The organism is Polaromonas sp. P1_E12 (genome assembly GCF_056405975.1).
In genome coordinates this window covers 63778-77305 of the sequence record NZ_JBFUBB010000001.1, presented here as the reverse complement: position 1 = coordinate 77305, position 13528 = coordinate 63778, and the positions used below count along the sequence as shown (strand labels likewise).

Here is a 13528-nt window from a genome sequence, read left to right as displayed (position 1 = left end):
CGCGCTAGGTGCCGGTCATGGCGCGAACCGCGCTGAAGCTCGGCCCAAAGCCGCCGTACAGAACCGGGCAGGCAGCGAGCGCCTGAAAACGCGCCACCAATGCCGACGCCGAGCGCAGCGGCTGGCCTTCATACACCGGCTGCGCTCTCGCCAGCAAAGCTGTCAGCCTCGACTGGTGCTGCAGGTCATGCCCGTTGCCGGGCAGCAGACGCTCAACCAGCCCGTTGCCACGTTCACGGCCTTCCCCATGAGCGATTCTTTGGCATAACAGGGCGTCGCCAGCCTCGGGCGCCGCTTCGTACGCGGTGCACAGGTTCACGCCCCCGCCAGGCAAGCCGGCGTCAAATACGTCCAGGTGACTCAATAGCAGGCCATCGAGCTTTCCAGTGATCTCCAGCGCATAACGCAGCAGCACCGCATCGGCGTGCCCCCTGCGAAAACGCCCTTGCCAGCCGTCACCCGTGTTGTGGGGCTCCGCCAGCACATCGAGCGCAGCATCAAACGTGGGCAGGGGTCCGTTGCCGTGCCTTGTGAGATAGCTTCGCAAGATGCCCAGGTGCATGATGGGGCCGGTCAGCCCCAAATCGGCGACCACCGACTCTACCGAGGCGGGATGGATGCTGCTCCAGGTCGTATGCGGATGAAAGCCATGCCATTCATCCAGCAGAACACCTTGTGCGCCTTCAAAGAGCACGGTGCCGCATCCCTGGAGTTCCCGGGCGATCTCCGGGCTCTGCGTGGGTTTGCATTGCCGGGCCAGTTCTGCCACGGAGGCGAGCCATCGGGCGGACACACTGGCATCTCTCAGCAGCCCTTGCTCTTGCTGCCACGCGGCTGGCTGCGTAGCCGAGCCGGCCGACGCGTCAAACCCGGCCAGCAGGCGCCGCCGGATGGCTTCGAGCTTGTCGTGCGCGCGGGCTGGCGCCAGCAAGTCGCCATAGCACAGCACTTCGCCCGGATGCGCCAGCGCGTGGCGCACGGTTTCCCCCACGCCCACCCCGCAGGTTCCGTGGCTGGCCGCGCCGCGCCGTAATTCGCGCAGCCGGCCGGCCGCCTGGTGAAACGGTGTGTTGATGCGACAGCGCGCGTCGATGCGCAAACGCGCGAGCGCGTCCGGAATTCCGAGTGCCTGCAACGCGGCATGCTCGACCAGCAAGGCCGTCGGGTGCACCACGACCGGGCTGGCCAGGACGCTCAACACGCCCGGCACCAGGGTGCCCGCGCAAAACTGGGAAAAGGTATGGTGCCGGCCGTCGGGCAGGACCACGTTGTGGCCCGCCTGCGCGCCGCCGTTAAAACGCACTACCGCCCCGGCCTGCCATTGGCGGCACAGGAAATCGGTGAACAGCCCCTTGCCGCAGTCGCCAAAGCCAAGGCCAAGCAGCGACACCAGCCGGGACGGGGCCGCGCCACGGCCGTTCAGCACACCCGCCCGCTCAACCGAAAAGGCGCCGCCACCAGCCCGACCTGACCGGCGCCGCGCCGGTCGCCTGCGCATGCAGGTGACGAATGCTGGACGGATCCAGGTGAGCAGCATAGGCATCCAGGCAACGCAAGACCGAGCCCGTGCGCTCGGGCGTGGCGCCGCTGGCCTTGAGGACGCGCGCCACGGCACCCAAATCCGGCAAGGCACGCTCCGTCAGCCCGACGATGGCCGCCGCGACTGCGCATGCGTCTTCGGGAGACTCCATACAGATGACGTTTTCTCCGAGCAACTCGCGCCAGCGCTTTTCGCAGTTGCGCCGGCGCTCCAGGTCGGGGATCAGGAAAAAAAGGTGGTAGTTTTCGGCGGCTGCCGCAATGACTTCCTCGATCGGGATGTCTTCATCCAGTTTTTCAGAGAAAAGGGCCTCCACCTGGTGCCGTGACACGGCCGGATAGGGAAGCTCGTCACCGGTCATGAACAGGTAGCCGCGCTTTTTTCGCTTGGCCCAGCAGTCCAGGTCGGTGTGCTGGGCAACGGTGTAGAAAGCCAGCTCGTAGCTTTCACTGCCCGAGCCGCCACCGCCTCCCTCCAGATAGCTCCAGGTCAGCCATTGGTCCATCAACTCGGCGGTGGATTCAAACTGACCCACCTGCAGCGGCGCCCGGTCAGATGTGGCGTCACCGATGGCCATGAACATCAGCTGCGGATCGGGGATGTTGCAATCGCCCAGCAGCTTCATGAACGTCGGCAGCTCCTGCTGCGCCAGGATGCGGGGGATGTCTCCCATCGAGCCGGTAACGTCCAGTGCGAACACGACGGCCAGCGACGCCGGGTGGTCGGCACTGTCGCGCGACTCCCGGACCTTGAGCCCGCGCGGGTCCATCAGCGCGTGGCAGGCCCGTTGGGTAAAGACCTCGGTGTGTGGGCTGGCAGATCGGTTGGCCACCATGGCCGCATGTGCAGCGTATGAATAATTTCCGTGTCCCATGAAGTCGGCTCCTCTTTTGGTAATTCAGTAATTCTGATTCAGTGCAGGGCGGACGCTGCAGTCGGGTGAAAAACGACAAAACGCGACACGCCAAAAGACTGCTCGGCCGCCTGGCCCAGTTGCGCCAGCAACCCGCGCGCGCCATGCTGTGCGCACCAACGGGCATCTTCGCTGCCAGCCAGCAATAGCGCGGCCAGCGGCGCAGGGGTGGTTGCGGGCAGAGACGGCGGATGCTCGCCGCTGCCGGCCTGGCCGCTCAACAGCATGCGTATGCTCCACGCCAGCTGCATCAGGTCCTGCACCGCTCCATGCCCGCCATGCCGCGCCCGCGCCCAGCCAATCATCTGGACGCCATGGTTGCGCGGGTGCACGAGCAAATGCTCCGGGCACAGGTCGCCATGCTGCCAGCTGTTGTCATGAAGATAGGCCAGTACCTCCAGCACACGCCGCCACATCCAGACGGCATGGCGGGCGTCCACGCCCGTTGGATGCCCACGCATGACGTCGGCAAGGCTGCCCCAGAATCCCGTGGGATGCCTGAGCGCCAGCGCATGCCGCTCGGGCGACGTGCCGTCCCGCGCGGTGCCTGAAGCAACGAGCTGCGGCAGGCGCTGGCTGAAGTAAGCCGAGCCTGCTGTTTTAAGCCCCTGCAATTGCCTGACGGTCTCCGCCTCTTGCTGCAGCACGGCGGTTGCGCCGTCGGTGCGCGCCAGCTTGAGCGTCACGCGCTCGCCGAAAGGATGCACGCGCTGCGCGAGAAAGACCTGCGACGACTCGCCGCCGCCCAGGCCGGCCAGCAGCCCATATTGCCGTTCGCCGACGGACACCATGCGCGCCGGGAGATCGACCGCCTGGTGCACCCGCAGCCAGGCTTCGTGAAACGAGGCGGCACGGATGGTTTCTGCGCCGCGGCTGACGGTGGCCCCGCAGTAGCTGCAGGTGACCGTACGCCAATAAGCCGCACGCGGCAGCGGCGCGGCGCATTGGGGACACATCAGGCTGACAAAGGGCATGGTGTAAACGTCATGTTGAACAAGGCGCCTGCCAGGGCAGTCACGGCTGCCGGAGTATGGCATGACCCGGGGGCACTTGCGCTCCTCGCCGCGGTATGGCGGCTTTGCCTTTTCGTTTAAGGCTGACATAAGCCTTGGCCAGGCATTGGCCGGATAATCCGGCCAATGGCCCCCAATGGCCCACCAGCTTGCGGGCTCCCCGGCAATTTCTCCAAAACCGTACATCTTCCAATGCGATTACTGCTCGTTGAAGACGACGCCATGATCGGCGAGACCGTGCTGCAGGTGCTGCGCGGTGAGCACTATGCCGTCGACTGGGTGCGTGACGGCCGCATGGCCGACGAGGCCCTGAACAGCGAACAGTACGACCTGGTGCTGCTGGACCTCGGCCTGCCCAAGCGTGACGGCCTGGAAGTGCTGCGCGCTTTGCGGGCTCGCCGCAACACCACCCCGGTGATGGTGGCCACGGCGCGCGATGCGGTCGGCGACCGCATCGCCGGGCTGGATGCCGGCGCCGACGACTACGTCGTCAAACCCTATGACACCGACGAACTGCTGGCACGCATTCGCGCGCTGATACGGCGCAGTGCGGGCCGGGCCGAACCGGCGTTTGAACACAAGGGCGTGAGCCTGAACCCCGCCACGCGCGAAGCCAGCCTCAATGGCCAGCCGGTGTCGCTCTCGGCACGCGAATGGGCGGTGCTCGAACCCTTGCTGGCACGCCCGGGCGTGGTACTGTCACGCGCGCAGCTTGAGGAAAAGCTCTTCAGCTGGAAAGACGACATCAGCAGCAACGCGGTCGAGGTCTACATCCACGGTGTCCGTAAAAAACTTGGCAACGACGTGATCCAGACCGTGCGCGGCCTGGGCTATCTGGTGCCCAAGCAATGATCGAAGCTGTGAAAAAATCGGCAACGCATTCTTTGAGGAGGCGCCTACTCTGGTTCATATTGGCGGCAATTTTTCTGGCGGCCCTGCTGCAGGCGGCCACGGCCTACCGCGGCGCCTTGCAGCAGGCCGACGCGATGTTCGACGACCATTTGCAGCAAATGGCGCGCTCCCTGCGCAGCGGCATTCCACTCAACATTCCTCTGGACGAAGCCGATGAGGACGACCGCTTCGAGGTGTATGTGCAGATCTGGGGCCAGGACGGCACACAGATTTTCCGTTCCACCCGCTCGGCGCTTCCGCCGCGCGCAGTGCTCGGCTTTTCAGACGTCGAAGCGCACGGCAACCGGTACCGCGTCTACACCCTGCAGACCGCGCTGCAAACCGTGCAGATTGCGCAGGACCTGGACGCCCGCTCGGCGCGCGCCCGCACGCTGGCCGTGCGCGCCGTGCTGCCCTTTGCCTATCTCACACCGCTGCTGATGCTGGCCGTGTGGTGGGTCATCAGCCGATCGCTGGCGCCCATCGAGCGTGCACGGCGGCAGGTGGCCGGGCGCCCGGCCGACGATTTGTCGCCGCTGGCCGACGACGGTTTGCCTGACGAAGTGCGGCCGCTGGTTGAAGAGCTGAACCTGCTGTTTGACCGGGTGCGCGGCGCTTTCGAGGCGCAGCGGCATTTTGTGGCTGATGCAGCACACGAGCTGCGCTCGCCGCTGACGGCGCTCAAGCTGCAGGCGCAGGCCCTTCGCCGAAACGACGAAGAGCCTGCCGTGCGGGAGGCCGCCATCGGCCGGTTGAACCAGGGCATCGACCGGGCGATACGGCTGGTCGAGCAGCTGCTGGTGCTGGCCCGCGAGGAAACCGCTGGCACGGCACAAGCCGAAGCCGATTCAGGCCAGGCACCTGCCTCTGCCGCCCTGGTGGACCTGCGCGATGTGGTGAAGCTGGCCGTGGCCGATGTGCTGCCCCATGCGGGCCACAGGCAAATTGACCTGGGCCTGGCCGGCAGCGAGCCGCTGCAGCCTGTGCAGGTGAAAGGCCAAGGCGAGGCCCTGCGCATCCTGCTGCGCAACCTGCTGGACAACGCTGTCAAGTACACGCCGGTGGCGGGCCGGGTCGATGTGTCGCTGGACCTGCAGGACGGCCAGCCGACGCTGACCGTGGAAGACAGCGGCCCGGGCATCGCCGCGGAAGACCGTCACCGCGTGTTTGACCGCTTCTTTCGCGCCGCCAGCGTCACGGACACGGCGGGTGGGTCGGCTGGATCAGCGATATCTCCCGAAACCGGCAGCGGCCTCGGATTGGCCATCGTCAAGGTGATTGCCGAGCGGCACGGCGCGACGCTGCAGCTCGGCACATCGGAGTCCCTGGGCGGGCTGCGGGTTGAAGTCCGCTTTTCGGCGGATGAAACCACCGGCTAGCAGCCATCATTTGCTACCATTTTTATAGCTTCTCGCGCAGTCCTATTGCTGGCTACAGCCACTTTTTATCAAAATTCACGCCCGCAGCGCTGCCCTTCCTGCGTCGCGCAAATTTAAGCCCCGCCTAAGGCTGCCACCCCATAGTTGTACGCATCGGCACCGGTGTGTGCCCTCAACGCAAGGAAGCCCATCCATGAAATCTGAAGCATTGAAAAATACCCGGCTTGTCGCTGCACTTCTGGCTGCAGGTGCCATAGGCGGCGCCGGCGTCAGTGCACTCAACGCCGTGCACCCTGCCGCCACGGCGGCCGTCCCTCCGGCCATTACCGCCGGCACCCCAACCTCGGTGCCCATGGCCCTGCCCGACTTCTCGCAGATCACCGAACGCTACGGCCCGGCGGTCGTCAACATCAGCGTGACCGGCACCACCAAAGTACGAAACGACTCCCCGATGGCACAGGACGACGGCGATGACGACGACACGCCCTCCGGTGATCCGTTCTTCGAATTCTTCAAACGCTTCCAGCAGGGCCCGGGCGCCCGTGGCGGCCGCGGCGGCCAGCAGCAGGAAATGCCCACACGCGGACAGGGTTCGGGCTTCATCGTCAGCCCTGACGGCATCATCCTGACCAACGCCCACGTGGTGCGCGATGCAAAAGAGGTCACCGTCAAGCTGACCGACCGGCGCGAATACCGCGCCAAGGTACTGGGCGCCGACCCCAAGACCGACGTGGCGGTGCTGCGCATTGACGCCAAAAACCTGCCCGTGGTGACGCTCGGCAAGATCAGCGAGCTCAAGGTCGGCGAATGGGTGCTGGCCATCGGCTCGCCCTTCGGGTTTGAAAACACCGTGACCGCCGGCGTGGTCAGCGCCAAGGGCCGTTCGCTGCCTGACGACAGCGCCGTGCCTTTCATCCAGACCGACGTGGCGGTCAACCCGGGCAACTCGGGTGGCCCGCTGTTCAACGCACGCGGCGAAGTCGTGGGCATTAACTCGCAGATCTATACCCGCAGCGGCGGCTACCAGGGCGTGTCGTTCGCCATCCCGGTCGACGTGGCTGTCCGGATCAAGAACCAGATCGTGGCGACCGGCAAGGTTGAACATGCTCGCCTGGGGGTAGCGGTGCAAGAGGTCAACCAGTCCTTTGCCGATTCCTTCAAGCTGGACAAGCCCGAAGGCGCGCTGGTTTCGAGTGTGGAAAAGGGCGGCCCGGCAGACAAGGCCGGGCTGCAGTCGGGTGACGTGATCCGCGGCGTGAACGGCCAGCCCATCGTCTCCTCGGGCGACCTGCCCGCGCTGATCGGCCTGGCAGCGCCCGGCGACAGCATCCGGCTGGACATCTGGCGGCAGGGAGCCGCCAAGGTGGTCACTGCCAGGCTGGCCAATGCCGACGAAAAGACGGCCCAGGCCGCCGCCAAAAAAGACACGCCCAACCAGGGCAAGCTGGGCCTGGCGCTGCGTCCGCTGCAGCCCGATGAAAAGCAGGAAGCCGGCGTGGACAACGGCCTGGTGGTGCAGCAGGCCAGCGGCCCGGCGGCACTGGCCGGAGTGCAGGCCGGTGATGTGCTGCTGTCCATCAACGGCGTTCCGGTGAAAAATATCGACCAGGTGCGCGCCACCGTGGCCAAAGCAGAGAAATCCGTGGCGCTTCTGATACAGCGGGGCGACAGCAAAATTTTTGTGCCGGTGAATTTCGGGTAGTTGAAGCACGCGGCCCCTGGGTCGGGCATCCAGGGGCTGCAGGCAGGTTTAGCCGATGAACACTATTGCCAATTCGCCGCAATGACAGGCTGCAAGCTGGCCTGATAAGAGGCAGGCAAAGAGGTTTCCCCCGCAGCCGGTGGTGCAAAGGCCGCCATGGCGTCCACCAGGTTTTGCACCTGGCTGTCCAACAACACCTTTCCGTCGCCAGTCTTGAACTGCTCCACATGGTATTGGCTACCGAGGTACCAGTTATTCAGCGTGACGGTATCAGTGGTGCCGATGACGCCCACTTCAAGGTTGTTGGCCACCTGGCGCAGCCAGATCTGGTCAGCGCCAACGCCCGCACCAAAGGTCAGTGTGTCGGTATAGCCACTGTGAACACCATCGTCATTACTGACAGTGTCCTGGCCATCGCCCAGGTTGAAGATGTACTTGTTGTTGTAGTAAGACCCGGTGATCACGTCGTTGCCGGCGCCGCCGATGAAGGTCACGTCACTTCCTGCCCAGAAGCCATTGAGGCTGTCATTGCCATCCCCGCCATCGAGCGTGTCGTTGGTATCACCATACAGAGTGTCGTTGCCGCCAGCGCCGTGCAGAATATCCACATACACCCCGGAGCCGCTGATAACGTCGTTACCGCTGGTGCCAAACACCTCCAGCGCGGCAGTGGTCAAGGCTGGAGCGCTCCAGATCGTGCCATCGGCAAACTTGATCTGCTCGATCTGGAATCCGCCTGCTGTGTCATAGAACCAGTTCTGCACTGTGATCTGATCGGTACTGCCTGTAACCTTGAACACCATGTCAATACCGGAACGCGTGGCCGTCACGTTGGCCGGATCAATGCCCGCACCAAAGATCAATGTGTCGGTATAGCCACTGTGGACACCGTCGTAATTGCTGACAGTGTCCTGGCCATCGCCCAGGTTGAAGATGTACTTGTTGTTGTAGTAAGACCCGGTGATCACGTCGTTGCCGGCGCCACCGATGAAGGTCGCGTTGCTGCCCCCCCAGTAGCCGGTCAAGGTGTCATTGCCATCCCCGCCGTCAAACGTTTCGTTATTGCCTCCACCATACAAAGCATCGTTGCCATCACCGCCATAAAGCGTGTCATTGCTGCCACCATATAAGGTATCGTTGCCACCCACGCCATACAGAAATTCTGTGTAAGCGCTATTGCCGCTGAGAACATCGTTACCGCTGGTGCCAAATATTTCCATGGTCGCAGCCGTTACAGCGGCTCCCGTCCACACCGTGCCGTCTGCAAACTCGATTCGTTCGAGCTGGCTGCCGTCTGCGACATACCAATCCTTGACTGTAATTTTGTCCAGGCCATTGGAATGACCGAGCACCAGATCATTACCAGATCGCACTGCAGTGATATCGACAACGGCTATGTCTGGGCCGAACACCAGCTTGTCGGTCACGTTGTTGTTGCTGGCCAGCTCGATGATGGTGTCCTGTCCGTCACCCAGGTTGAACTTGTAGGTGTCATTCCAGTAACTGCCGGTCATTGTGTCGTTGCCGGTACCACCCTCGAACACGTTGTCGCTGCTGTAGCTGCCCAACACCGTCATGATGTCGTTGCCGGCTCCGCCCAGCAAGGTGTCGTGCCCGCCGTAGCCACCCGTGAGTACGTCGTTACCGTCGCCACCATCAAGAACGTTGGTGCCGCCTCCTGCAGTGATGTTGTCGTTGCCACCCATGCCGCGCAGGGTGTCATCCATGACCGTGCCGGTCATGACGTCGTCCCCGGCGGTGCCGGTGACGATCAGCGCCGATGCGGTCACGGCCGCGCCTGTCCACACCGTACCGTCGGCAAACTCGATGCGCTCGAGCTGGCTCGCTACACTGGCAAACCAGTCTTTTGCGGTGACTTTATCGACCCCATTCACATGGCTGAACACCAGGTCGTTGCCTGATCGCAATGCACTGATATCGCTGGCGGCGATACCGCTGCCGAAGACCAGCTTGTCGGTGACATTGTTGTTCGTCTGCGTCTCGATGATGGTGTCCTGTCCGTCACCCAGATTGAACTTGTAGGTGTCGTTCCAGTAACTGCCGGTCATCGTGTCGTTGCCGGTGCCGCCCTCGAACACGTTGTCGCTGCTGTAGCCGCCGAACACTGTCATGGTGTCGTTGCCGGCGCCGCCCAGCAGCGTGTCGCTGGCGCCGTAGCCGCCGCTGAGCACGTCGTCGCCATCACCGCCGTCCAGCACGTTGTTGCCAGCCCCGCCCGTGATGTTGTCGTTGCCACCCATACCGCGCAGGGTGTCGTTCATGACCGTGCCGGTCATGACGTCGTCACCGGCCGTGCCGGTGACGATCAGCGCCGCTGCCGTCACGGCTGCGCCCGTCCACACGGTGCCATCGGCAAACTCGATCGACTCGAGCTGGTTGCCTGCGCTGACAAACCAGTCTTTGGCCGTGACCTTGTCGACCCCATTTACGTGGCTGAACACGAGGTCGTTGCCCGAGCGCAGTGCACTGATGTCACTGACCGCAATGCCACCTCCGAAGACCAGCTTGTCGGTAATGTTGTTGTTCGTCTGCGTCTCGATGATCGTGTCTTGCCCATCGCCCAGGTTGAATCGATAGGTATCTGTCCAGTAGCTGCCGGTCATGGTGTCGTTGCCGGTACCGCCTTCGAACACGTTGTCGCTGCTGTAACTGCCCAGCACTGTCATGATGTCGTTACCGGCGCCGCCCAGCAGCGTGTCGTGCCCGCCATAGCCGCCGGTGAGTATGTCGTCGCCGTCGCCACCGTCCAGCACGTTGGTGCCGCCTGCGGCTGTGAGTGTGTCGTTGCCCGCGCCCCCATACAGGTAATCATCACCTGCGCTCCCGGTCAACGAGTTGTCGAGCGAGTTACCCAGCAAAATCGCGCCGGTGGCATTGCTTACCGCCCCAGCTTGAACACCGGCGGCGACCAATTCAATATGCTCTGCATCCAAAGCTGCCTGCAAAGCCGATGACGGACTTCCAGACCGGATAAGGCTGTCAAGGGTGCTATAGACAGACCATCCCATGCCTCGCATCTGGTCACCCGCATACTTTTGCATGTCCAGCAAATCAAATACCGCGTTTGGCGCATCGGCACCGAACTTCGACGCAAACATTGCGGAGACCGCAGTAAAGTCGAATGTAATGCCTGCTTCACCAATTGCCAGCTCGATAGCATCGGTATAAGGCTTAAGGCGAGTCTGCAAGACAAGTGCGTCATAAACACTGTTCTTGAGCGCTTCATAGGCTTGTTTCAGCAGCGCAATCTGCTGTGCAGGTGGGCTGATGATGTAGTGATAAATCGCACGTCCATCGTACGGATCTGTCTCCAGACGCACGGTAAAGCCCGCAGGGCGAGGGCCGCCATTCTCATCGCCATAAAACCGGCTGCCGTTGAATGCTTCGAGTATATGAATCATCTTCATATACTCGATCTCCGTCATTCCGACCGGGAGGTTGTAGGTGACACTGGCATTAAAGCCAGCAGGTGTTTGTCCAAAATAATCAGAAGTTTCTGCCCACTTAAGGACCAGCCCATCCAGCTGATTACGCTGATCCCCTCGCGTAGCGGCGACAGCGAAGGTTTGCAGCGCATCCGCAAAATCACCGTCAATGCTGGCTGCGGCTCGCATGTTGCGCACCATGCCTGAGCCATTCATCTGTGGCAATGCCTGTGCCTGCTCGGTGATAGGAACAGGGTTGCCAGTTTCATCCACCACTACAGGTGGGAACTCGGTGAAGAAGTTGTTGGTTTCGAGGTCGATCGCGCCGACGGTATGCGTCTGGCCGTTCTGGGTGAACGTGGCGCTCAAAGCTACGGTGTTGTTGTTGATGACCTGCCCCGCTTGTGGGCCCGTGCCGCTTCCGTTGACGCCAATGCTGGTGATGTTGAGCTCGGTCAGCGTCTTGAGCTCGCCGCTCTGGGTAATGCCGTCCTGATTAGCGTCTTGCCATATCTTGAGATCACCATATGCGGCATCTGCATTGGTGATGAAACCGTCGCCGTTGGCGTCCAGATCACCCAAGGCATCGAAGCCGTCAGTAGCCAGTGTGCTGTTGCTCTTAATGGTGTCTACACCAAAGAGTTCCCGGCCGGTATCTATGGTGCCGTTGCCGTTGAGGTCACGAACCAGAAGTCCGTCATCCGGTCTAGCCCAGCCTGTGCCGGTTTTGATGCCGTCAGCGTTGTGGTCAAAGAGGGTAGCGCCGTTGGCTCCTGCCAGTTCCAGGCCGTCGCCATCGAGGTCCAGAACCAATGGGTCGCGGCTGTTTACGAAGCGGCACGCATCTTTATAGCACTGGTCAACCGCAGGATTGATCGGTGCTGGATCGGGATGGTATTTTTTATAAAGGTCGTAAAAGTTGTAGGCAGCACCTGCGACAGTTAGCGTGAGCCCAACGACTACTAATGCGGGAACCGCGACTCCACCAACGGCAAGCAAACTACCAACGATTCCAACCACACTCCCAATTGCACTAATGAGCTGTCCGGGCGTCGCACCGTTTGGATCTGCGGTGACTGCGCCCATAGTCAGAGCGATGGTGTTTGTTACGGCTCCAACACCCGGAATTGGCCCCGTTACCGCCGCTACAACCTGAACGACACCTGCGGCCGTCTCCATGGTGGAACTGGCGTTGATAGTTTGAACAACATTGTCGACGGCACCAACCGCGACCCCAGTAACGTCCATATAAATTGTGATTAACGCTTGAGCGGGGATACCAGCCATATTTTTTCTCACTTAAGTAAAACAAGGATTAAACAAACGAAACTTATCAATACAAAAAAAGAATACACAGCGATGACCATTTGAGCAAATAGATCACCTCGTCTGGAATTTCTCCAAATAATTCCCAACGAATATGGAATATTTCTTATCAGACAGTAGATCCCTGGAGCAAGAATTCCAACTGAAAAAAGAAACAAATAAGCTGCTGGGAACAGCGGGTGTATTTGATAAAGGGCAATAAATATTTGTTTCATAACTGAAATCCTAAATTTCCTTCGAAAATTGGATGGATATTTATTTTTAAAAGAAGATATTCAATTCATGACAGGTTTGAAGCTTCACAAATTACTCATCTATTTGTTTCCCCTGAAAAAAAGAAATTGTCGGTAACCAATGATGAAGGTGAAGGCAACAGCCGAGGAGCCGAAAAGCACTCGTTGCTCCCTCAAACTATCACTCCCCGCCCTTTGAATTGGGCTCATTAAATACTCAATCACGCGCCGCTGCCCGGTTTCGATTTCTGCGATCAGGTTCATCCCAGGCGTCAGCTGGATCATCTTTCCTTGTACGTTGATTTGCTTGGTCTTTAGGGCCAGCGTCACCGGAAAAATCGCGCCTCATTTTTTGTCGTTGACGGCGCCGGCCGTAACGAGATCCCGCTGGCCTGCACGGTGACACGGCGCATGGAGGGAAAGGTTTCAAGCTTAATCTCGGCGCCGTTGCAGACGTTGACGAAGCCGACGTCCTTGTTCTCCAGCGTGACTTCGACAGTGAACTGTGGGCCTTCGGACGCGATGATCATCAGGGCTTGTGCTTCGGTGACGGCGCCTGTGGTGTGAATAGCGAGTTGCTGCGCGACGCCGACGACAGATGCCTTCAAGGTGGTGAGGGTTTCGCGTTGGGTGGCTAGGTCGCGCTTGAGCTCGACGCGTTCTCGGGTTTTGTCTCGTGTGGCGTGACCGGAGATATAGCCTTGGGCTACAAGCTTCTTAAAGTCAGCCTCGCGTGCCTGGGCCGTGGGCACTGCGGTTTCGAGTTTGGTTACGGGAGTGAAAGCCATCACCCAAGCCGGGAAGCCGGATTGGCCGAGTAGATGGCATCCCGATGAAAACGGGCGAGCGGGAGTAGGGCAGGCAACCCGAAGGCTGCAGCGCAAGAAGACACATTGGCGACACAAACAGCGGCAATACAACTTGTCTTATTGGTTCTTTGTGCGTGCGCTGGCGTCTCCTTCGCCACAGCTGCTTCTGCCTGAGTCATACACTCCCTGCCCGTTTGTTATTTATTGGTAGTCATTGCCAGTTTATGTTGAACGGATCCCGCAAACCAAATCAAATCGCACTCGTCGTCTGACCGC

The 13528-nt window shown here is 61.1% G+C and carries 9 protein-coding genes; 3 read left to right on the top strand and 6 right to left on the bottom strand.

Going from position 1 to position 13528, the window contains the following annotated elements:
* Positions 1-4: 4 nt before the first annotated feature.
* The 3 genes from AC1D13_RS00330 to AC1D13_RS00320 are packed head-to-tail and all read right to left on the bottom strand — an operon-like array spanning position 5 to position 3427.
* The gene (locus tag AC1D13_RS00330) at positions 5-1426 is read right to left on the bottom strand and encodes an adenylosuccinate synthetase (RefSeq protein WP_477666215.1); all 1422 of its coding nucleotides are present in this window, start codon (positions 1424-1426) and stop codon (positions 5-7) included.
* 10 nt (positions 1427-1436) lie between these two features.
* Complete coding sequence (locus AC1D13_RS00325; protein ID WP_477666214.1) at positions 1437-2414, bottom strand: VWA domain-containing protein; 978 nt, start codon at positions 2412-2414, stop codon at positions 1437-1439.
* Positions 2415-2452: 38 nt separating this feature from the next.
* Positions 2453-3427: a lipopolysaccharide kinase InaA family protein gene (locus AC1D13_RS00320; RefSeq protein ID WP_457279430.1), complete on the bottom strand. Its 975-nt coding sequence runs from the start codon at positions 3425-3427 to the stop codon at positions 2453-2455.
* Positions 3428-3658: 231 nt separating this feature from the next.
* Here AC1D13_RS00320 and AC1D13_RS00315 point away from each other — a divergent pair, with 231 nt between their 5' ends.
* The 3 genes from AC1D13_RS00315 (at position 3659) to AC1D13_RS00305 (ending at position 7438) form a co-directional block, all read left to right on the top strand.
* Entirely contained in the window at positions 3659-4318 is a 660-nt protein-coding gene (locus AC1D13_RS00315; RefSeq protein WP_457279431.1) for a response regulator, read from the top strand.
* Entirely contained in the window at positions 4315-5736 is a 1422-nt protein-coding gene (locus AC1D13_RS00310; RefSeq protein WP_477688752.1) for an ATP-binding protein, read from the top strand. The genes AC1D13_RS00315 and AC1D13_RS00310 overlap by 4 nt, the downstream gene beginning before the upstream one ends.
* A 193-nt stretch (positions 5737-5929) precedes the next feature.
* Positions 5930-7438 (top strand): DegQ family serine endoprotease, encoded by a 1509-nt coding sequence (locus AC1D13_RS00305; RefSeq protein WP_477666212.1) that lies wholly within the window; start codon positions 5930-5932, stop codon positions 7436-7438.
* 62 nt (positions 7439-7500) lie between these two features.
* Here the strand turns inward: AC1D13_RS00305 and AC1D13_RS00300 are convergent, their stop codons facing one another.
* The 3 genes from AC1D13_RS00300 to AC1D13_RS00290 form a co-directional block, all read right to left on the bottom strand.
* Positions 7501-12171, bottom strand: a complete 4671-nt coding sequence (locus tag AC1D13_RS00300) for a calcium-binding protein (RefSeq protein ID WP_477688751.1) — start codon at positions 12169-12171, stop codon at positions 7501-7503.
* 353 nt (positions 12172-12524) lie between these two features.
* Positions 12525-12728 (bottom strand): hypothetical protein, encoded by a 204-nt coding sequence (locus AC1D13_RS00295; RefSeq protein ID WP_477688750.1) that lies wholly within the window; start codon positions 12726-12728, stop codon positions 12525-12527.
* 41 nt (positions 12729-12769) lie between these two features.
* Complete coding sequence (locus tag AC1D13_RS00290; RefSeq protein ID WP_477666209.1) at positions 12770-13231, bottom strand: hypothetical protein; 462 nt, start codon at positions 13229-13231, stop codon at positions 12770-12772.
* Positions 13232-13528: the final 297 nt, after the last annotated feature.